Here is a 20414-nt window from a genome sequence, read left to right on the forward strand (position 1 = left end):
GAACAAGGCGACTTCGATCGCGTCGGGTTTGCGTCCGGTCTTCCGCCGGGAATGCGGCCTGATACGGGTGAAATGGCGTACGGCATGGGGGTGCTGGAGTGTCTACGACCGGTCACCCCTTCCGTCAGTTCATCGTGAAGGTGCACGGCCGCTGCAACCTGGCCTGTACCTACTGCTATCTCTACGAGGGCCCGGACCGGACCTGGCGTACCCGCCCCGCCGCCGCCTCGCCCGCGGTCCTCGACCGGACCGCCGACCGCATCGCCGAACACGCCCGCGGCCACGGTCTGACCGCGGTCTCCCTGGTGCTGCACGGCGGAGAACCGCTGCTGGCGGGCGTCGACACCCTCGCTCGCTTCACCGAAGCCGTACGCGCGCGCGTGCCCGCGGGCTGTGCGGTCCGCCCCGCCGTCCAGACCAACGCCACCCTCCTCACCGAGGAGCGGCTGAGTGTCCTGGCCCGGCACGGCATCCAGGTCGGCATCAGTCTCGACGGCGGCCGCGCCCGGCACAACGCGCTCCGCGTCGACCGTGCGGGCCGCCCGTCCTGGCCCGCCGCCGCACGCGGGGCACGGCTGCTCGCCGGTCGCTTCCCGGATACGTACGCCGGCATCCTGACCGTCGTCGACCCCACCGCGGATCCGGTGGAGACGTACGACAGCCTGCTCGAACTCCGGCCGCCCGCGCTGGACCTGCTGCTGCCGCACGGCAACTGGTCCACGCCGCCGCCGCACTGGGGCGGCGGCCGCCACGGCGACTGGCTGTGCGCGGTCTTCGACCGCTGGTGGGCGGCCGAGCGGCGGGAGACCCGGGTGCGGCTCTTCGAGGAGTGCCTGGCCCTGCTGCTGGGGTTGCCGGCGGCCGGTGAGTCCCTCGGTCTGACGCCCTTCGACGCGCTCGTGGTGGAGACGGACGGTTCCATCGAGCAGGTCGACTCGTTGAAGTCGGCGTACGAGGGCGCCGCGCGCACGGGCCTGGACGTCTTCCGGCACACCTTCGACGAGGCGTTGCGGCACCCGGGGATCGCCGCACGCCAGGCGGGTACCGCGGCGCTCGCGGAGGGATGCCGGTCCTGCCCGCTGCTGACCGTGTGCGGCGGGGGCCAGTACGCCCACCGCTACCGGGCCGGGCACGGCTTCCGCAACCCCTCGGTGTACTGCGCCGACCTGGAGCGTTTCATCCGACATGTGGCCGGCCGGCTCGCCGCGGACGCGGTGCCCGCGGTGGCCTCTCCCGAAGGGGGCACCCCGTGATCTTTCCGGCGGTCCCGGAGCCGGCTCTCGCCGAACTCGGGCGCACGGAGGGCGGAGCCGGCACGCTCGGGATGCTGGTCCGGGACCAGGACACCCGGCGGCTGCTCCTGCTGCGCGCCGTGCTGGACGCGGCCGAGGCGGCGGACCCGGCGCTCTGCCCGCCGGCGGCGAAGGCCAGGCTGCGGGAGGACTGGGCGCTGCTCACCGCGGCGGACCGGGCCGCCGCCCCCGGTTCGCCCGCACGGACCCGGCTCGGCCATCCGCTGCTCGGCCCCTGGGCCCGGCGCTGCCTGACCCGGCTCGATCCGCGCGGTGGTGTTCCCGGCGACGGACAGCGCCGTGAACTGGTCCGGGACCTGGCCTACTTCAGCGCCGTGGCGGCCGTGGCCGCGGCCCGTGCCGGAATCACCTTCACCTCGGACCTGACGGCCCGCGAGGGGATCCTGGTCCTGCCGTCGCTGGGCGCCCTGCACACCCCGGAGCGGGGCGACGCCCGCCTCCGGGTGACCTACGACCGCGGCCGGATGGAACTCGGCCAGGCGACCGTCCACCTGGAGAGCGACGGCGGCGCCTGGTCCGGATCGCTCGCCTGGACCCCGGCGTACGCGCTGCCGGGTCTGGTCCCCGGCGCCCCGGCCATGCCCCTGGACGACCTCGACCCCTACCGCGCCCCACCCCGCGAGGCCGGCCGGCCGGCGGCCGTCGGTCCGGCGGGCCCGGACGAGTCCGAGCGCAAGCGGTGGCTGCAGCCCTGGACGGGAACGGCCGCCGCGCTGCGGGGCGGCGGTGAGGGACGGCTCACGGAGGCCCTGGCGCTGCTGCGCTGCCTGGTCCCGATGGAACTGCCGCCCGGAGCGGGGAGCCGGGGCAGGTGCAGCGGCACCCGGCCCGAGGCGTTCGGTGCCCTGTTCAGCACCGCCCCGGTCACCCCGGTCGCCTTCGCGGCGACCCTCGTCCACGAACTGCAGCACGCCAAACTGGTGGCGCTGGGCGAGTTGGTGGAGCTGCACCGGGCGGGCCCGGCGGCCCGGTACTTCGCCCCCTGGCGCCCCGACCCGCGCCCGTACGACGGGCTGCTGCAGGGCGCCTACTCGCACCTGGCCCTCGCGGACTTCTTCCAGCGCCGGGCGCTCGCCGCGGGCCCGGCACGCAGCGAGGACGCCACGGGGGCATGGGCCGAGTACGCGCGCTACCACGCCCAGGTCGGCGCGGCCCTGCCCGCACTGGCCGGCTCCGCGGACCTCACGACGGCCGGCCGGCGGTTCGTCGACGCGATGGCCGCCACCCACGAACGGCTCGCGGCGCATCCCGCGCCCCGGGGGCACACGGCGCGTGCGCAGGCGTACGTCAAGGCGGCCCGCACGCTGTGGGCACAGCGCCAACCTCGTGGTGAATCTCGGAAATGACGACTTCTCAGGCCCCGCTGCGCAAAGATCGACGAGCCGAGGTGCCGGTTCCGAAGTCGCCGTGTTCCCCAGAGCCGCACCGAAGTTCTAGGATTTTAAGACTACGCGTGGAGGCCGTCGCATGTCTGAAACTCGTACGCCGGTCAGGCCGACCGAGAGGGGGGCCGCGAGGCAGACCGTCACGATCAGCTTCGCCGGGTTCAACCGGGCCTGGGCGGCGTGGATCGGGGACAGGCTGGAGCGGCGCGGTGTCCGGGTCGTCTACGTGCGCTGGGACTCCCCCGCCGAGGAGACCCTGGTGGACCTCCTGCGCGGCCTCTCCCTGGCCGAGGGCCGCGTCCTGATACTGGTGAGCGAGCGGTACTTCCAGCTCGGCCCCCGGACCTTCGAGGAGTGGAACGCGGCGCTGCGCGAGGTCGTCGGCCCCGACCCCGCCAAGTTCGCCGCCGCCTCCGTCACCAACGCCTCCGTGCCCGCGGCCATCGCCGTACTGGCCCCGGTCGACCTGACCAACATGGGAGCCGACGAGGCCGAGCGGCGCCTCCTGGACCGGCTGGACCTGCAGGCCGACGGCCGCCCGGCGGCGGACCCCGGCACCCGCGGCCCCCGCTTCCCCGCCGCCATGCCCGAGGTGTGGGGCGGTGTACCGCGCCGCAACACCCGCTTCACCGGCCGTGAGCCGCTGCTCGGCGAGGCCTACCACCTGCTGCAGAACAGCGAACCGGGCGCGGGCGTGGTGACGTTGCACGGCATGTCCGGCGTGGGCAAGACCCAGCTCGCGGCCGAGTACGTGTACCGCTTCGGCTCCGAGTACGACGTGGTGTGGTGGGTCAACGCCGAGAACCGTGCCACCTACCGCCGTCTGCTGGCCGAACTCGCCCCGAAACTCGGCCTGTCGACCGGCGACGAGTACGGCGAGCGGCTCCGCGCGGTCCGCGACTCGCTGCGCCGGGGCAACCCCTTCTCCCGGTGGCTGCTGATCCTGGACGGCGCCGACGAACCCGACCAGGTCTGGGACCTGGTCCCGTCCGGCTCCGGACACGTGCTCATCACGTCCCGGAACCCCGAGTGGAGCGAGCACAACAGCAAGCTCCTCGAAGTACGGGTCTACGACCGCGACGAGTCGGTCGCCTTCATCCGGCGCCGCGCGGCCCGGCTGTCGGAGCAGGAGGCCGACCAGCTCGCCGAGGCGCTGGAGGACCTGCCGCTGCTCCTGGACCAGACGGCGGGCTGGCTCAACGACTCCGACCTGACCGTCGACGACTACATCGCCCTGCTGGAGGACGGCGTCGACCAGGACGTCGTACGGGTCTCCGCCGACTTCCCGGTGACCTTCCAGACCGCCTGGTCGATACTGCTGAACAAGCTGCGCGACACGGTCCCGGAGTCGGTCGACCTGCTGCGCCTGTGCACGTTCTTCGCGCCGGGCTTCATCCCCGTCCGCATGCTCCGCGAGATGTCCCACGACGACCTGCCCGAGCAGCTCACCGGCCTGCTCGACGATCCGCTGCTGTGGAACAAGGCGATCAACCAGCTGCGGCAGTACTCCGTGGTCCGGCTGGAGTCCCACGAGATCGGCGCCGACGAGGTCCCCTCACCCGGCGAGTCGGTCTACCTGCACCGGATGGTCCATCAGGCCGTCGGCAAGGACATGCCGGAGGCCGACCGGAGGGAGTTCCTCGACGTGGTGCGGCGAGCGCTGGCCGAGGCCGACCCCGGCCGTCCCACCGACACCCGCAACTGGGAGACGTACGCGGAGCTCGTGCCGCACCTGAAGCACGCCGACGTCCTCAACAGCAAGGACCGCAGGGTGCAGGCCCTGGTCCTCAACTGCCTGCGCTACATGTACTTCGCGGGCGAGTACACCGCCGGCTGGAAGCTCGGCCGGCGGGCCCTGGAGATCTGGCGCGAGCTGCTCGGTGACTCGCACCCGCGGGTCTGGGACGTCACCTACCACTACGCCAACCTGCTGCGCGCCGCGGGCATGCTGGAGGAGACGGAGGCCATCGAACGCGCGGCGGCGGACCGGCTGCGCCAGGAGCGGGGCGAACGCGACCTCGACTACCTGCGGGTGCTCAGCGGACTGGCCGCCGACGTACGCGCCCTCGGCCGCTACGACGAGGCCCTCGTCCTGGACGAACAGCTGTACCCCACCTACCGGGAACTCCTCGGCGAGCAGGACTCGCGCACGCTCAACGCGCTGAACAACTGGGGCTTCACGCTGCGGCTGATGGGCCGCTACCAGGACGCCCTGGACATCGACCAGCGGACGCTGGAGCAGCGCCGGCTGGTGCTGACCAGCCGTCACCTGTGGACCCTCTTCTCCGAGGTGTCGTTCGCGATCGGGCTCAGACTGCTGGGCCGCTACGCGGAGGCCGAGTCGGCCCAGGCGAGGAACGTGCGCGAGTACCGGATCGTCGCGGGCGAGGCCAACCAGGACACCCTGCGCGCCGAGCACAACCTGGCGCTGTGCCTGCTGCGCGTCGGGGACCGGGCCGCCGCGGGAAAGCTGCTGACGAAGGTGCTGGAAGGCTTCGAACGCAAGCTCGGCGACCGGCACCTGCTCACCCTGTCCGCCGCCGTGAGCCACAGCTGCTTCAACCGTGAGCACGGTGACATCGACCTGGCCCGGGAGACCAGCGAGTCCGTGCTGGCCCGCTATGAGCAACTGCTCCCGGAAGGACACCCGTTCATCATCGGCGCCCGTGCCAACCAGGCGCTGGTCCTGCGCAACGTCGGTGAACGCCAGCACGCCCACGTGCTGATCGAGCAGGCCCTCGCCGACATGAGCGCGGCCGTGGGTGAGAGTCACCCCTACACGCTCGGCTGCGCCATCAACGCCACCGCCCTGCGCAACCTGATCGGTGAGACGGAGTCCGCCGCCGAACTGAGCCGGAACACCATCGCCCGGGCGACCGAGACCCTCGGCCGCACGCACCCGCTCACCCTCTCCGCCCGGGTCGCCTACGCGGCCGACCTGCGCGGGCTGCGGGCCCGTCAGCAGGCGGAGAAGACCGAGCAGGAGGCCCTGACCGACCTGGAGGCGACCCTGGGCAAGCAGCACGTCCACACCGTCTCTGCGCGTGCCCGCAACCGTCCGTACTGGGACTTCGAACCCCAGGCCAGCTGAGCCCTCCCACACGCCGATGGGCCCGGCCCCCGCAACGGGGGCCGGGCCCATCGGCGTGGGTCCTCCGGAGGAGCCGGAGGACCCGGAGGCCTTACGCCTCGAACACCTCACGCACCAGCTGCTCCTGCTCCGCCTGGTGCCGCTTCGCGGAACCGACGGCCGGCGAGGAGCTGTGCGGGCGGGAGATGCGGCGCAGGCGCTCGCCGGCCGGGACGTCCGCGCCGACCGCCAGGTCCAGGTGGTCGATCAGGTTGAGGGCGATGAACGGCCAGGCACCCTGGTTCGCCGGCTCCTCCTGGGCCCACAGGTACTTCTCGGCGTTCGGGTACTTGTTGACCTCGGCCTGGAGCTCCGCACCCGGCAGCGGGTACAGGCGCTCCAGGCGGATGATCGCCGTGTCCGTGACACCGCGCTTCTGCCGTTCGGCCTCCAGGTCGTAGTAGACCTTGCCGGTGCAGAAGACGACCTTGCGGACGGCGTTCGCGTCGACCGAGGCGTCGCCGATGACCGGGCGGAACTGCCCGCTCGTGAACTCCTCGGCCTTCGAGGCCGCCGCCTTGAGGCGCAGCATCGACTTCGGGGTGAAGACCACCAGCGGCTTGTGGTGCGGGTTGTGCACCTGCCACCGCAGGAGGTGGAAGTAGTTCGACGGGAGGGTCGGCATCGCGACCGTCATGTTGTTCTGCGCGCACAGCTGGAGGAACCGCTCGATGCGGGCCGAGGAGTGGTCCGGGCCCTGGCCCTCGTAGCCGTGCGGGAGGAGGAGGGTGACGCCACTGGTCTGGCCCCACTTCTGCTCCGCCGCGGAGATGTACTCGTCGATGACCGACTGGGCGCCGTTGGTGAAGTCACCGAACTGCGCCTCCCACATCACCAGCGCGTCCGGACGGGCGAGCGAGTAGCCGTACTCGAAGCCCATCACCGCGTACTCGGAGAGCAGCGAGTTGTAGACGTTGTAGCGGGCCTGGTCCTCGGACAGGTACAGCAGCGGGGTGTAGTCGGCGCCCGTCTCGCGGTCGATCAGGACCGCGTGCCGCTGGCCGAAGGTACCGCGCTGGGAGTCCTGGCCGGAGAGCCGGACCGGGGTGCCCTCCATCAGCAGCGAGCCGATGGCGAGGGTCTCGCCCATGCCCCAGTCGATCGTCCCGTCCTCGATCATCGACGCCCGGCGCTGCAGCTGCGGCAGCAGACGCGGGTGCACGGTGAAGTAGTCCGGGATGTTGACCTGGGACTCGGCGATCCGCTTGAGGACCTCCGTGGAGATGGCCGTCGGGACGGCGATCGGGAAGCCGTCCTGCGGCGCCTGGGCGTCCGAGACGGCCGGCTGCGAGGTGGCCTCGCGGACCTCCGTGAAGACCTTCTCCAGCTGGCCCTGGTAGTCCTGCAGGGCCTGCTCGGCCTCTTCCAGGGTGATGTCGCCGCGACCGATGAGGGACTCGGTGTAGAGCTTGCGCACCGAGCGCTTCTTGTCGATCAGGTCGTACATCAGCGGCTGGGTGAAGGCCGGGTTGTCCGACTCGTTGTGACCGCGGCGGCGGTAGCAGATGAGGTCGATCACCACGTCCTTGTTGAACGCCTGACGGAACTCGAAGGCGAGGCGCGCGACACGCACCACGGCCTCCGGGTCGTCGCCGTTCACGTGGAAGATCGGGGCCTCGATCATCCGCGCCACGTCCGTCGCGTACATCGACGAGCGGGACGACTCGGGAGCAGCCGTGAAGCCGACCTGGTTGTTGATGACGACGTGGACCGTGCCGCCGGTGCGGTAGCCGCGCAGCTGTGACATGTTCAGGGTCTCGGCCACCACGCCCTGGCCCGCGAAGGCCGCGTCGCCGTGGATCGCCACCGGCAGCACCGTGAAGTCCGTGCCGCCCTTGTTGATGACGTCCTGCTTGGCGCGGGCGATGCCCTCGATGACCGGGTCGACCGTCTCCAGGTGGGACGGGTTGGCGGCCAGCGAGACCTTGATCTGCTCGCCGTCCAGGCCGGTGAAGGTGCCCTCGGCGCCCAGATGGTACTTCACGTCGCCGGAGCCGTGCATCGACTTCGGGTCGAGGTTGCCCTCGAACTCGCGGAAGATCTGCGCGTACGACTTGCCGACGATGTTCGCGAGGATGTTCAGGCGGCCGCGGTGGGCCATGCCGATGATGACCTCGTCCAGGCGGGACTCGGCGGCGGAGTCGATCACCGCGTCGAGCAGCGGGATGACGGACTCGCCGCCCTCCAGGGAGAAGCGCTTCTGGCCGACGTACTTCGTCTGCAGGAAGGTCTCGAAGGCCTCCGCCGCGTTCAGGCGGCGCAGGATCCGCAGCTGCTCCTCGCGCTCCATCTTGGAGTGCGGGCGCTCCACGCGGTCCTGGATCCACTTGCGCTGCTTCGGGTCCTGGATGTGCATGAACTCGATGCCGGTGGTGCGGCAGTACGAGTCGCGCAGCACGCCGAGGATGTCGCGCAGCTTCATCATCGACTTGCCGGCGAAGCCGCCGACGGCGAAGTCGCGCTCCAGGTCCCACAGGGTGAGACCGTGCTCGATGATGTCCAGGTCGGGGTGCTTGCGCTGCTTGTACTCCAGCGGGTCGGTGTCGGCCATGACATGGCCGCGGACCCGGTAGGAGTGGATCAGCTCGAAGACGCGGGCGGCCTTGGTGACGTCGTCGTCGTGCGAGGCGTCGATGTCCTTGAGCCAGCGGACCGGCTCGTAGGGGATCCGCAGGGCCTCGAAGATGTCGTCGTAGAAGCCGTTCTCACCGAGGAGAAGGTTGGCGACCGAGCGCAGGAACTCGCCGGAGGCGGCGCCCTGGATGACCCGGTGGTCGTAGGTCGACGTGAGCGTCATGACCTTCGAGATGCCGAGCTTGTTCAGGGTGTCCTGGCTGGTGCCCTGGAACTCCGCCGGGTAGTCCATGGAGCCGACGCCCATGATGACCGACTGGCCGGGCATCAGGCGCGGGACCGAGTGGACGGTGCCGAGGCCGCCGGGGTTGGTCAGGGAGACCGTGACGCCGGTGAAGTCGTCCATCGTCAGCTTGTTGTCGCGGGCGCGACGGACGATGTCCTCGTAGGCCTGCCAGAACTCGAAGAAGTTCAGCGTCTCGGCCTTCTTGATGGCCGCGACGACCAGCTGGCGGTCGCCGTTGGGCTTCACCAGGTCGATGGCCAGGCCGAGGTTGACGTGCGCGGGCTTGACGAGGGTCGGCTTGCCGTCCTTCTCGCCGAACGCGTAGTTCATCGTCGGCATGGCCTTGATGGCCTGCACCATCGCGAAGCCGATCAGGTGCGTGAAGGAGATCTTCCCGCCCCGGGCGCGCTTGAGGTGGTTGTTGATGACGATCCGGTTGTCGAACAGCAGCTTCACCGGGACCGCGCGGACCGAGGTGGCCGTCGGCAGCTCCAGCGAGGCGTTCATGTTCTTCGCGACGGCCGCGGCCGGGCCACGCAGGGTGACCAGCTCGGGACCCTCGGGCGCCTCGGCGGCGGGCGCGGCCTTCGCGGCGGCGGCCGGCTTCGCGGCGGCCGGGGCCGCGGCGGCGGGCGCGGGCTTCGCGGGCGCCGGAGCGGGTGCCGCGGCCTTGGGCGCGGCCGGAGCGGCCGCGGCGGGCGCGGGCGTGGCGGGCGCCGGCGCCGCCGGAGCCGCGGCCTGCTGCGCCTGCGCGGGCGTCGTGGTGCCCGCGGCCCCCGCGGCCGCGGTACCCGCCGGAGCCGAGGCGGCAGGCGCCCCCGGCTTGTAGTCGGCAAAGAAGTCCCACCAGGCTCGGTCTACCGAATTCGGGTCCTGGAGGTACTGCTGATAGATCTCGTCGACGAGCCACTCGTTCGGTCCGAACGCGGCTGCGGGGTTCTTGCCCGCTTGGTCTGCGTCGGTCGTGGGTGCATCTCCCGCCCGCAGGGTGGGGGAGCTCGAGTTACTGGGGGACTGTGGCGACACGGCGGCAACCGCCCTCTTCCGCTTCACAAGGTGATGGACAGCGGAAATAAAGGCTACGCCCCCAAGACCGTGAAGGTCAGGTCGGGCCGGTTCATCGTCGTGTAAGTCACACCGGAAAGCGTGTTTCGGGGCTCGGAATGGCGGGAAACAAGCGGGGTTCCGCTGTGAGCGGACCGAATCGGGCATGGCTCCGCCACGCCGATGATCACCGCCCCTTGGCACCCCTCACGACGTGCGCGGAGGTCGCACCTGATCACGGGCGCCCGGCCGCGCGGACGCGTCCGGGACCGCAGGTGGATCTTGAGGCTCCGAATCGAACTTTACGTCAACTTGGGACGGAGGAAAGCCCTGGGAGGGTGACGATAATCCTGCAGCCCCGGTCGGATTCGGCCACGCCGATCCGGCCGCCGTGCAGATCCACCGCCCACCGGGCGATCGCCAGCCCCAGCCCCGTACCGCCGTCGCTGCCCGGCCCGTGCGGACGCCGAACGGCCCCCCGGTTGAACCGCTCGAAGACGCGGTGCCACTCCGAGCGCGGAATGCCGGGGCCCTCGTCCAGGACCTCCAGCTCCAGCGACTCGGACTGACGGCCGCGCCGCGCCTTCACGGTCACCCGGCCGTGCGGCGGGCTGTGCTTGACCGCGTTGTCGATGAGGTTCGCCACCACCTGGTGGATGCGCTCCGGGTCGGCGTGCGCGGTCAGCTCCGGCGGCGAGACGTCCAGGTGCAGATGGACGTCCGTACGCGTGTGGCTGCCGGAGTTGGAGGCGAGGCCGCGCGCGCCGGCGACCATGTTGGCCTCCTTGAGCACGCCCGAGAGGTACGGCCACACCTCGAAGCGGCGCTGCCGCAGCGGTACGACGCCGTTGTCCAGGCGGGAGAGGTCCAGCAGGGTCTCCACGAGCCGTCCGAGCCGCTCGGTCTGCTTCAGGGCCGTGCGCATGGTCTCGGTGTCCGGCTCGGCGATCCCGTCGACGACGTTCTCCAGGACGGCCCGCAGGCCCGCGATGGGCGTGCGCAGTTCGTGCGAGACGTTCGCCACCAGCTCCTTGCGCTGGCGGTCCTGGGCCTCCAGCTCGTCGGCCATGACGTTGATCGTCTCGGCCAGGTCGCCCAGCTCGTCCCGGCGGTTCTCGCGTACCCGGCGCGTGTAGTCGCCCTGCGAGATGGACCGGGCCACTGCGTTCATGTCGTCCAGCGGCGCGGTGAGCGAATGCGCCACGAACTGCGTTATCAGCAGCGTGGCGATCATCGAGAAGACCGTGATGAAGCGCAGCTCCGTCTTGGTGTGCACCGCGATCATCGACAGACCCGTGGTGATCAGGACCGAGACGACGACCAGCGCGCCGAGCTTGGTCTTGATCGAGAACGGGCGCACGGTGCCCCAGGGCTCCTCCCCGGGGCCTCTCGGTCCGGCCGGCCCGGCGGTCATGGCGTCGGTGTCTCCAGTGCGTAGCCCACCCCGTGCACGGTGCGGATCCGCTCGGCACCGATCTTCCGGCGCAGCGCCTTGATGTGGCTGTCGACCGTGCGGGTGCCGGAGGCGTCCGCCCAGTCCCAGACCTCGGCGAGCAGCTGCTCACGGGAGAGCACCGCGCGCGGGGTGTTGGCCAGGCACACCAGCAGGTCGAACTCGGTCGGCGTGAGGTGCACGTCCTCGCTGCGCACCCGCACCCGGCGCTGTGCGTGGTCGATCTCCAGCTCGCCGAGGCGCAGGATGCCGGACCGGGGGGTGGAGGCCGCGACGGCCGCCCGCTCCACCCGGCGCAGCAGTACGTGCACCCGGGCCGCCAGTTCCCGCATGGAGAACGGCTTGGTCATGTAGTCGTCGGCGCCGACCCCGAGGCCGACCAGCATGTCGGTCTCGTCGTCGCGCGCGGTGAGCATCAGCACCGGCACCGGCCGCTGGGCCTGCACGCGACGGCAGACCTCCAGACCGTCGAAGCCGGGCAGCATGATGTCGAGGATCAGCAGATCGGGCTGCCAGGCCTCGGCGGTGTCGACGGCCGCGGGCCCGTCTCCCGCCGTTTGCACGAGAAATCCCTCGGCGCGCAGGCGGGCCGCGATGGCGTCGACGATCGTGGCGTCGTCCTCGACGACCAGAACCCGGCGCTGAGCGCCCGGAGTAGCCGTCGCCGTGCCGTTGTGGGAGGTGTGTGTCTGCTCCATCGCCCGCCCCTGTGTGCTTTCCGGAACCAGTGGGGTGATCCCATGACTGCGATTGACGCTTGAATGATCCGCGTCAGGGATGCACATTACGGGGACAGACGGCGCACTCGCTATCCAGGGCGGACGGCAAGGTGAACGACGTCCGGAACGCCCCGGGCAACCGGGATCTCTTCGGTACGCACCTGTTTGAACCCGGCATTCCGCAAGGTTTCCTCGAATTCGGCGGAGGGCTTGGCGGACCACACGGCGAGTACCCCGTCCGGTCTCAACACCCTTGCGCAGCTTGCGAGTCCGGCCGGTGAGTAGAGGCCCTCGTTGTCCTCGTCGACGGTCCAGCCGGGGCCGTTGTCGATGTCGAGGCACAGCGCGTCGAATGTGTCGGAAGTCTCATTGACGTACGCGACCAGATCGGCCTCGACGATCTCCGTGCGCGGATCGGCGAACGCGCGCCCGGAGAGCGGGGACAGCGGGCCGTCCCGGTGCCAGCCGATCACGGCCGGCTCCCGCTCCACGACCGTGATCCGGCCCCAGCGGGGGTCCCGCGCGGCGTGTGCGAGCGAGAACCCGACGCCGAGCCCGCCGATCAGCACGGCCGGCCCCGCGCGTCCGTCCAGCGCCTCCCGGGCGGCGTCCACGAGCAGCCGTTCCGAGCGGCCGTCGGAGGTGTCCATCAGGAAGCAGCCGTTGGCGATGATCTGCAGCAGTCCGCCGTGTCTGCGCAGGACCACCTCGCCGTACGGCCCCTCGCGCCGGTCCAGGACCACGGGAGGACCGTCGTCCGCGGAAGTCGTGCCCTTGATGTCCGCCATGCCGGCCATCCTGCCCCAACAGGGCTTTGCGGCCACGCGAATTACGGGTGCCGTACAGCCCTCGGGGAGTCACTCGTTCGAGGGGTCGCCCGGCGCTTCGCGGCCGTCGGGGGCCCCGGACGGCTCATATGGTCCTCCCGGCTTCCCGTGGTTCTTCGGAAAATCCTGTGAATCGCTCGCCGGGTGGCCTCGGTCATAGACAGCGGCCCGGGGGAGTGCGAAGGCTGGCGAGGTGAAACGGAAGGAGCGCCTCACCGTGGAACGGACCGTGCCGGCGGCCCCCCTGCTGGACGGGGTGCCGCGGCAGCGCGGCCCGGTCGCGGTCCTCGGCGCGACCATCACGCGCCCCGCCCCGCGGGTGCGGCCCTGGCGGCTGCTGCCCACTCCCACCGGCACACCGGTCACCTTCGGCTACACGGTGATCCTGGCGCTCACCTCGCTCTTCGCCGAGTTCGCCGGCCCCGGCCTGCTGCACGCCGTCTACCAGGACTCCAGCACCGACGTCGCCCACCTCGTGCGTACCCCGGTCTTCGTCCTGCTGGCCAGCGCCCTGTGGGTGGCCGGCGGTCTGCTCTCCCCCTACGCCCTCGCCTTCGTGCTCGTCCTCACCGCGCTGGAGCGGCGGACCGGGGGCGCCCGGGCGATCCTGGTCTTCCTGGCGGGCCATGTGCTGGCCACCCTCGCCACCGAGGTCCCGGTCGGCCTCGCGGTCCTGGCCGGCCATCTCCCCGACACCTCCCTGCACCGCCTCGACTACGGCATCAGCTTCGGCGTGGCCGCCAGCATCGGCGCCCTCTGCGGCCTGCTCACCCCCTGGCTGCGCTGGCCCCTGCTCACCCTGGTCGGCTGCGGCCTCGTCGCGGACCTCATCGCCTTCGAGGACCCGATGACCGACTGGGGGCATCTGATCTCGCTGGGCATCGGGACGGCGCTGTGGCCGGTGGTACGGCGCTGGCACCGGGAGCGGCGGCAGGCCCCGGTCCCGGCCGGCGGCACCGCCGTATGACCCGCCGGTGGTGCGGCGGTGCCCGCGCGCGGTCGTGGCCGTGGCGGTGGGCGCCTGGGGGCGGGGAGGGTCAGCCGGCCGGGGTCCAGACGTACGGGGTCGTCGTCGTCACGGCCCTGAAGCCCAGCCGCCGCAGGATCGGGGCGCTGTCGTCCGAGGCCTCCACGAGGAGGTAGGGGGTGTTCCTGGCCGCCGCCCGGGCCGCCCGCAGGGCCACCAGCGCACGGTAGACGCCCCTGCCGCGCCACTCGGCCAGCGTGGACCCGCCCAGCAGCATGGCGAAGTCGGTGCCGGGCCGGAAGGCCACCCAGGCCGCCGAGACGACCTCGCCGGCCGCCTCGGCCACGTACACCTCGTTGTCGTCGGGCTCGACGGTGAGCCGGCCCCTGAGGTATCCGGCGATCCACGCCATGTCCTCGCCCCACACCGCCGTCTCCAGTGCGGCTATGCGGTCCAGGTCCGTGTCGGCGGTGACCCGGCGCAGCGCCACCTCGGGCGGCGGCGCCGGGGACCCTGCGGCGAGGTCCTCGGCCGGGGCGATCACGACCGTCTCCCGCGGCTCGGGCACGAAGCCGGCCGCGCGCAGCCGGTCGGGGAGGTCCGCCGGGTCGTCGTGCCCGCGCGTCTTCCACTCCACCGCCTCGCCGCGCGCCGCGAAGAAGTCCCGCTGCCGGGCGATCAGCGCGTCCAGCTCCGGGCCGCGCACGCCGCCCCAGTCGCGCGGTCCGGTCACGAACCCCCGGTGCTGGCCCACGACCCGGAGGACGGGGCCGTCGTGCTGGTAGGTGATCCCGGGCGCGGGGACCGGCTGGACGGCGCGCATCTGGGAGTCGTAGGCGGCCAGCAGGGCCGCGTCGGTCTCGGTCTCGTTGTCGGTCATCGGCCGACCGTACGGGGAATGAGCCCGTGCCGATCAACTGTTTTCCGGTCGTGGCGGCGGCTGTTCTCCCGGCCGTGCGCCCGGCACGGCCAGGTCGGTGAGCGATCGCTCACAGCGAACGCACCCCTGGGAACATTCGGTGGCTCACATGCATTGAGTCGGCATAGCTCAAGTTCAGTGCCGAAAGGGAGATCATGGCTTCGACGTCCGCATCACTCACCCTCCCTGTGCTGCCGCTCGACGACGAGGTCGTGCTGCCCGGGATGGTGGTCCCGCTGGACCTCAAGGACCCCGATGTACGTGCCGCCGTGGAGGCCGCCCAGGCCGCCGCCCGCAACGAGCCCGGCAAGCCCAGGGTGCTCCTGGTGCCGCGGGTCGACGGGACCTACCCGGGCACCGGTGTGCTCGGCACCGTGGAGCAGGTCGGCCGGCTGGCCGACGGTGATCCCGGCGCGCTGATCCGCGGCCGTCACCGCGTGCGCATCGGCGCCGGCACCACCGGCCCGGGTGCCGCCCTGTGGGTGGAGGGCACCCGCATCGAGGAGAACGTTCCGGAACCGGTGCCCGGTCACGTCACCGAACTGGTCAAGGAGTACAAGGCCCTCGCCACCGCCTGGCTGCGCAAGCGCGCCGCCTGGCAGGTCGTGGACCGGGTGCAGGCCATCGACGACGTCTCCGCGCTCGCCGACAACTCGGGTTACTCGCCGTTCCTGACCACCGAGCAGAAGATCGAGCTGCTGGAGACCGCCGACCCGGTCGCCCGGCTGAAGCTCGCCACCCAGCAGCTGCGCGACCACCTGGCCGAGCAGGACGTGGCCGAGACGATCGCCAAGGACGTCCAGGAGGGCGTCGACAAGCAGCAGCGCGAGTTCCTGCTCCGCCGCCAGCTCGAAGCGGTCCGCAAGGAGCTGCGCGAGCTGAACGGCGACGCCGCCAAGGACGGCGAGGAGTCCGACGACTACCGCGCCCGGGTGGAGGCGGCCGACCTGCCGGAGAAGGTCCGCGAGGCCGCCCTCAAGGAGGTCGACAAGCTGGAGCGGTCCAGCGACCAGTCGCCCGAGGGCTCGTGGATCCGGACCTGGCTGGACACCGTCCTGGAACTGCCGTGGAACGAGCGCACCGAGGACCAGTACGACATCCAGGGTGCCAAGGCGGTCCTGGACGCCGAGCACGCCGGCCTGGAGGACGTGAAGGAGCGGATCACCGAGTACCTGGCGGTACGCAAGCGCCGCAGCGACCGGGGCCTCGGCGTCATCGGCGGGCGCCGTGGCGGTGCCGTGCTGGCGCTCGTCGGTCCGCCCGGTGTCGGTAAGACCTCGCTCGGTGAGTCCGTCGCGCACGCGATGGGACGGAAGTTCGTCCGGGTCGCCCTCGGCGGTGTCCGGGACGAGGCCGAGATCCGCGGTCACCGGCGTACCTACGTGGGCGCGCTGCCCGGTCGGATCGTCAGGGCGGTCAAGGAGGCCGGTTCGATGAACCCGGTCGTCCTGCTCGACGAGATCGACAAGGTGGGCTCCGACTTCCGGGGCGACCCGGCGGCCGCCCTGCTCGAGGTGCTCGACCCGGCGCAGAACCACACCTTCCGCGACCACTACCTGGAAGTCGAACTCGACCTGTCCGACGTCGTCTTCCTGGCCACCGCCAACGTCCTGGAGGCCATCCCGGAGGCCCTGCTCGACCGCATGGAGCTGGTCCGGCTGGACGGCTACACCGAGGACGAGAAGGTCGTCATCGCCCGCGACCACCTGCTCCCGCGCCAGCTGGAGCGGGCCGGCCTCGGCGCGGACGAGGTGGCCCTCGACGAGAGCGCGCTGCGCAAGCTCGCCGGGGAGTACACCCGGGAGGCGGGCGTGCGCACCCTGGAGCGGTCGATCGCCCGGCTGCTGCGCAAGGTCGCTGCCCAGCACGAACTGGGCGAGCGGACGCTGCCTTTCACGATCAGGGACGAGGACCTGAGGGACCTGATCGGGCGGCCGCACCACGTGCCCGAGTCCGCCCAGGACCCGGCCGAGCGCCGTACGGCGGTCCCGGGTGTGGCGACCGGGCTCGCGGTCACCGGAGCGGGCGGCGACGTCCTCTTCGTGGAGGCGTCGCTGGCCGACCCGGAGACGGGCGCGGCGGGTCTGACCCTGACCGGCCAGCTGGGTGACGTGATGAAGGAGAGCGCGCAGATCGCCCTGTCCTTCCTCCGCTCGCACGGCGCCGAACTGGAACTCCCGGTCGCCGACCTCAAGGAGCGGGGCGTGCACATCCACTTCCCGGCGGGCGCGGTCCCCAAGGACGGCCCGAGCGCCGGCGTCACCATGACGACGGCCCTCGCGTCCCTCCTGTCCGGCCGTCTGGTCCGCACGGACGTGGCCATGACCGGTGAGGTCTCGCTGACCGGCCGGGTGCTGCCGATCGGCGGTGTGAAGCAGAAGCTGCTCGCCGCCCAGCGCGCCGGGGTGACGACCGTCATCATCCCCAAGCGCAACGAGGCCGACCTGGACGACGTCCCGGCGGAGGTGCTGGACAAGCTCGACGTCCACGCCGTCACCGACGTCCGCCAGGTCCTGGAGCTGGCGCTCGCGCCCGCCACGAACGGCGCGACGCCGGAGGTTCCGGTAGCGGCGTGACGGACGCTGCCGGAGGGAGAGGGCCCGGGTCCCCGCGAGGGGGCCCGGGCCCTCGTGCCGCGTGGTCGTCAGCCGTTGGCGAGCGCGATCACCCGGTCACGGGCCCCGTTGAACTTGTCGTGGTCTCCGACGTTCGGACCGGACGACGTGTACTGCCACGCCGTGTAGTACGACCAGCCCGCCGGCAGTGTGCCCACGTCCGAGGCGTACCGGGCGATCCACAGCGGGTTGGCGGCCGCGAAGCCGCTGTAGTTGCCGGTGCAGTCGGTCCACCAGCTGGTCGCCGTGTAGATCACCGCGTTCCGGCCGGTGCGCGCCTTGTAGGTCTTGAGGAAGTCGGCGATCCAGCTGACCATCGCGCTTTTGGACTTGCCGTAGCAGGCGGCGCCGTACGGGTTCCACTCGATGTCGAGGGCGCCGGGCAGCGTCCGGCCGTCCTTGGACCAGCCGCCGCCGTGGTCGACGAAGTAGTTGGCCTGGGCGGCACCGCTCGTGGAGTCCGGGGTCGCGAAGTGGTACGCGCCGCGGATCATGCCCACGTCGTAGGAGCCCTTGTACTGCTGGGCGAAATAGGGGTTCGTGTAGTACGTGCCCTCGGTCGCCTTGGTGTACGCCCATTTGACCCCGCTGCCCAGCAGGGTCGGCCAGGAGACGTTGCCCTGGTGGCCGGAGACGTCGACACCCTCGGTCTGGGTGGCGTCGCCGCTCTTGGGTGTACCGCTCTGGCCGTCGTGGGTCAGTACGCCCATGCCCATGTAGGCCGAACCGCGGGCGGGGACGGTCGTGTCGGCGTGGGCCGGGGTCGGGGAGACCGTCGCGAGCAGGAGCGCGAGCAGTCCGGTGGGGAGAGTGGGGGCGGGTCTGTGCACGGGCATGACGTGCCTCCGTGGGGTGAGGTGGGGGTCCCAGATATGCCAGAGACGGCCGGTGCGGGGGGCGCGACACGACGCGGAGTCACACGGCGTGACGCGCATTGCTGACATGGGCATGTCATTCATGGCCTGGTGGAGACGCCACGCACACGGAGAACGCCGGGGAAGGGGTCCGGAGGCCGCCGATGGTCTACGCCTGCGGAATACTTGGTGAGCTGCGGCGATGACAGGGTTTGACGGAAACTTTCAGGACTGCGAAACCGATCAGGGGTGCTGACGTGCACGACGACGAAAAGGGCGACGGACAGCGCGTCGCCGCCGGGTTGCCGCCGGGCGGCGCGGACCAGGAATTCCTGACCCTGGAACGCGAGTTGACGGTGCTGCTGCGACGCGCCCGCGCCAACCAGGGAGAAATGGCGCGCGAGGTCCACCCCGACCTGGAGTCGGCCGCGTACGGCCTGCTGGTCCGGCTCGACGAGTGCGGCGGCCAGCGCGCCACCGAACTGGCCGCCTACATCGGCGTCGGCAAGGCCACCATGTCCCGTCAGCTGCGCGCCCTGGAGGAGCTCGGACTCATCGCCCGCGAGCCCGACCCGGCCGACGGGCGGGCCTGGCTGGTCGCCCTCACCGACGAGGGCCGGCGCCGGGTCGGCACGGTCCGCGAGGCCCGCCGCGGCCGTTACGTCAGCCAGCTCGCCCACTGGCCCCGCCGGGAGGTCGCCGAGCTGGCCCGGCTGCTGCACCAGCTGAACGGCGTGATGGAGAAGTAGCCGCCGCAGGGGGCAGCAGATCGCGCGGGGGTATCGGGGCGCAGGGGGTTTCAGAGCGGCGCGGGGGCCCGGGATGTGCAGGGTGCTCCGGGATGCGCGGGGGTATCGGGACGTGCAGGGGCCCCGGGACCCGCGGGGGGTCTCGGAACGCGGGGGGCTTCGGAGCGCGCGGTGGCCCCGGGCACGCAGGGTGCTCCGGGACGCGCGGGGGCTTCCGCGCGGGGAATCGGGACGCAGGGGCTGACGCAGGGGCTTCAGTGCGCGCGGTGGCCCCGGGTGCAGGGGGCTCCGGGACGCGCGGGGGCTTCCGCGCGGGGAATCGGGACGCAGGGGCTGACGCAGGGGCTTCAGTGCGCGCGGTGGCCCCGGGTGCAGGGGGCTCCGGCACGCGCGGGGGTATCGGAACACAGGGCTCCGGGACGTGCGGGACGCTCCGGCACGCGCGGGGGTCCAGGGGCACAGGGGGCCACAGAGCGGCGCGCGGGGGCCTCAGAACTCGACGTACACCACCGTCGCGTCGTCGTGCGTCTTGCTCCGCCCCAAGAACGCCCGCTTCTCCCGGTCGGCCGCCTCCAGCTCCCGCACCCTGTCGACCAGTGCCCGCGCGCCCTCCTTGCGTATGACGTCGAAGAGGGCCGCCCAGTCGCCCGCACGGAACTTCTCCGTCCAGCGGGTCGCCCCGTCGGTGAGGGCGGCGAGCGCGCCGACCCGGTTCCGGGGCACGGTGCCGGCCACCGCCCGGGCCGCGACCGAGGGGTCGGCGGCGGCCGTGAAGAAGCCGCCCTCCTTGTTGCGGACCGTGGCGTCGGCGATCGCGTCCGAGGCCAGCGAGGAGCGCGGGACACGGTCGAGACGGTCGTCCAGGACCGCGGTGACCGCGCCGTCGGGGGAGCGCAGCAGCAGCGCGGAGTCGGACAGGACGAGGTACTCCAGGCTCTCCTCGGACCAGCGGCCCAGGACGACCGTCGCCTGGGGCGTGCGCGGGTGAGAAAGGTCACAGGTGTCACCATGAGCCTCCGCGGTGCGCCGGATGGCGCGTCCGAGGATTTCCCGCAGCGTCAGATCTGGTGCCGAAAGGGTCAGTTCGGTCAGTGCGCCGCCGAGGCGGGCGGTGAACCAGGGGACGGAATGCAGACACCCGGTTCCGTCCTCCGGCGGGGTGACTCCGTCCAGGACGATCAGGCAACCCCCCTGTCCCGAGGCGGGAAGTCCGACCCCCGCGAAGTCCTCGTTGGGACGGTCGGGGGTGCCGGGTTCCGAAACGAGCTCAGTGCGCATCCGGCCAGTCTGCACGACCCCTTCACGATCTTCGCCAAAGGCTGGCAACCGTCCGGGAATTCACGCAGTCCCGCAGGTCAGCCGCCTGTTTTGGGCTGGAATAGAGCACTCCGGGAAGACGTGGTGGCGAATCCTGTCAAAGCCTGCCGCCCGCGTCCAACCGGCAGGCCGGACAGGGCCCCCGCACGGTCCGCCGGAACTTGCCCGCCAACTCCCCTCCGATGTTCACTCCTTCGGGTGGCGGGGCAGGCGATGCCGGACCGCCGCCCGCCGGCGCTGGGAGGGTCGGGGACCTACAGAA

At 71.7% G+C, this 20414-nt stretch carries 13 protein-coding genes; 6 read left to right on the forward strand and 7 right to left on the reverse strand.

What is annotated here, in order from left to right:
* The first annotated feature begins 98 nt into the window (after positions 1-98).
* The 3 genes from ACZ4O3_RS05165 to fxsT all read left to right on the forward strand — a co-directional run bounded on the left by ACZ4O3_RS05165 (position 99) and on the right by fxsT (position 5789).
* Positions 99-1253: an FxsB family cyclophane-forming radical SAM/SPASM peptide maturase gene (locus ACZ4O3_RS05165; RefSeq protein WP_467721203.1), complete on the forward strand. Its 1155-nt coding sequence runs from the start codon at positions 99-101 to the stop codon at positions 1251-1253.
* Positions 1253-2659, forward strand: coding sequence for an aKG-HExxH-type peptide beta-hydroxylase (locus ACZ4O3_RS05170; protein WP_467721320.1), 1407 nt, complete (start codon positions 1253-1255; stop codon positions 2657-2659). The genes ACZ4O3_RS05165 and ACZ4O3_RS05170 overlap by 1 nt, the downstream gene beginning before the upstream one ends.
* A 121-nt stretch (positions 2660-2780) precedes the next feature.
* Positions 2781-5789: an FxSxx-COOH system tetratricopeptide repeat protein gene (fxsT, locus tag ACZ4O3_RS05175; protein ID WP_467721204.1), complete on the forward strand. Its 3009-nt coding sequence runs from the start codon at positions 2781-2783 to the stop codon at positions 5787-5789.
* 91 nt (positions 5790-5880) lie between these two features.
* On the opposite strand, the gene ACZ4O3_RS05180 is transcribed toward fxsT, so the two are convergent.
* From ACZ4O3_RS05180 to ACZ4O3_RS05195, 4 genes are all read right to left on the reverse strand, one after another.
* The gene (locus ACZ4O3_RS05180; RefSeq protein ID WP_467721206.1) at positions 5881-9714 is read right to left on the reverse strand and encodes a multifunctional oxoglutarate decarboxylase/oxoglutarate dehydrogenase thiamine pyrophosphate-binding subunit/dihydrolipoyllysine-residue succinyltransferase subunit; all 3834 of its coding nucleotides are present in this window, start codon (positions 9712-9714) and stop codon (positions 5881-5883) included.
* A gap of 325 nt (positions 9715-10039) precedes the next feature.
* Positions 10040-11146 (reverse strand): HAMP domain-containing sensor histidine kinase, encoded by a 1107-nt coding sequence (locus tag ACZ4O3_RS05185; protein WP_362722326.1) that lies wholly within the window; start codon positions 11144-11146, stop codon positions 10040-10042.
* On the reverse strand, positions 11143-11883 hold the full coding sequence (locus tag ACZ4O3_RS05190) for a response regulator transcription factor (RefSeq protein ID WP_362722323.1): 741 nt from the start codon (positions 11881-11883) through the stop codon (positions 11143-11145). The genes ACZ4O3_RS05185 and ACZ4O3_RS05190 overlap by 4 nt, the downstream gene beginning before the upstream one ends.
* A gap of 110 nt (positions 11884-11993) precedes the next feature.
* A complete protein-coding gene (locus tag ACZ4O3_RS05195) occupies positions 11994-12692 on the reverse strand; it encodes a spermine/spermidine synthase domain-containing protein (RefSeq protein WP_467721207.1) in 699 nt (232 codons plus the stop codon).
* Between the two features lie 256 nt (positions 12693-12948).
* Here ACZ4O3_RS05195 and ACZ4O3_RS05200 point away from each other — a divergent pair, with 256 nt between their 5' ends.
* On the forward strand, positions 12949-13698 hold the full coding sequence (locus ACZ4O3_RS05200; RefSeq protein WP_467721208.1) for a rhomboid-like protein: 750 nt from the start codon (positions 12949-12951) through the stop codon (positions 13696-13698).
* 70 nt (positions 13699-13768) lie between these two features.
* On the opposite strand, the gene ACZ4O3_RS05205 is transcribed toward ACZ4O3_RS05200, so the two are convergent.
* Complete coding sequence (locus tag ACZ4O3_RS05205; RefSeq protein WP_467721209.1) at positions 13769-14578, reverse strand: GNAT family N-acetyltransferase; 810 nt, start codon at positions 14576-14578, stop codon at positions 13769-13771.
* A 194-nt stretch (positions 14579-14772) separates the two neighbouring features.
* Between ACZ4O3_RS05205 and lon the strand changes: the two genes are divergently transcribed.
* The gene (gene lon, locus ACZ4O3_RS05210) at positions 14773-17193 is read left to right on the forward strand and encodes an endopeptidase La (protein WP_467721211.1); all 2421 of its coding nucleotides are present in this window, start codon (positions 14773-14775) and stop codon (positions 17191-17193) included.
* A gap of 68 nt (positions 17194-17261) precedes the next feature.
* Here lon and ACZ4O3_RS05215 read toward each other — a convergent pair whose 3' ends face one another.
* A complete protein-coding gene (locus tag ACZ4O3_RS05215; protein WP_362728333.1) occupies positions 17262-18068 on the reverse strand; it encodes a lysozyme in 807 nt (268 codons plus the stop codon).
* Positions 18069-18343: 275 nt separating this feature from the next.
* Here ACZ4O3_RS05215 and ACZ4O3_RS05220 point away from each other — a divergent pair, with 275 nt between their 5' ends.
* Positions 18344-18835, forward strand: a complete 492-nt coding sequence (locus ACZ4O3_RS05220) for a MarR family winged helix-turn-helix transcriptional regulator (RefSeq protein WP_467721212.1) — start codon at positions 18344-18346, stop codon at positions 18833-18835.
* 489 nt (positions 18836-19324) lie between these two features.
* Here ACZ4O3_RS05220 and ACZ4O3_RS05225 read toward each other — a convergent pair whose 3' ends face one another.
* Positions 19325-20113 carry a hypothetical protein gene (locus tag ACZ4O3_RS05225; RefSeq protein WP_467721213.1) on the reverse strand — a complete coding sequence of 263 codons (789 nt, stop codon included), beginning with the start codon at positions 20111-20113 and terminating at the stop codon, positions 19325-19327.
* Positions 20114-20414 lie beyond the last annotated feature (301 nt).

Source organism: Streptomyces sp. NPDC026515 (assembly GCF_055567595.1).

What these genes read in the sequence shown, in the direction of transcription:
- ACZ4O3_RS05225 (WP_467721213.1), bottom strand. Translation starts at nt 20,113, where the DNA reads ATGCGCACTGAGCTCGTTTCGGAACCCGGCACCCCCGACCGTCCCAAC.
- ACZ4O3_RS05185 (WP_362722326.1), bottom strand. Translation starts at nt 11,146, where the DNA reads ATGACCGCCGGGCCGGCCGGACCGAGAGGCCCCGGGGAGGAGCCCTGG.
- fxsT (WP_467721204.1), top strand. Translation starts at nt 2,781, where the DNA reads ATGTCTGAAACTCGTACGCCGGTCAGGCCGACCGAGAGGGGGGCCGCG.
- ACZ4O3_RS05205 (WP_467721209.1), bottom strand. Translation starts at nt 14,578, where the DNA reads ATGACCGACAACGAGACCGAGACCGACGCGGCCCTGCTGGCCGCCTAC.
- ACZ4O3_RS05190 (WP_362722323.1), bottom strand. Translation starts at nt 11,883, where the DNA reads ATGGAGCAGACACACACCTCCCACAACGGCACGGCGACGGCTACTCCG.
- ACZ4O3_RS05215 (WP_362728333.1), bottom strand. Translation starts at nt 18,068, where the DNA reads ATGCCCGTGCACAGACCCGCCCCCACTCTCCCCACCGGACTGCTCGCG.
- lon (WP_467721211.1), top strand. Translation starts at nt 14,773, where the DNA reads ATGGCTTCGACGTCCGCATCACTCACCCTCCCTGTGCTGCCGCTCGAC.
- ACZ4O3_RS05195 (WP_467721207.1), bottom strand. Translation starts at nt 12,692, where the DNA reads ATGGCGGACATCAAGGGCACGACTTCCGCGGACGACGGTCCTCCCGTG.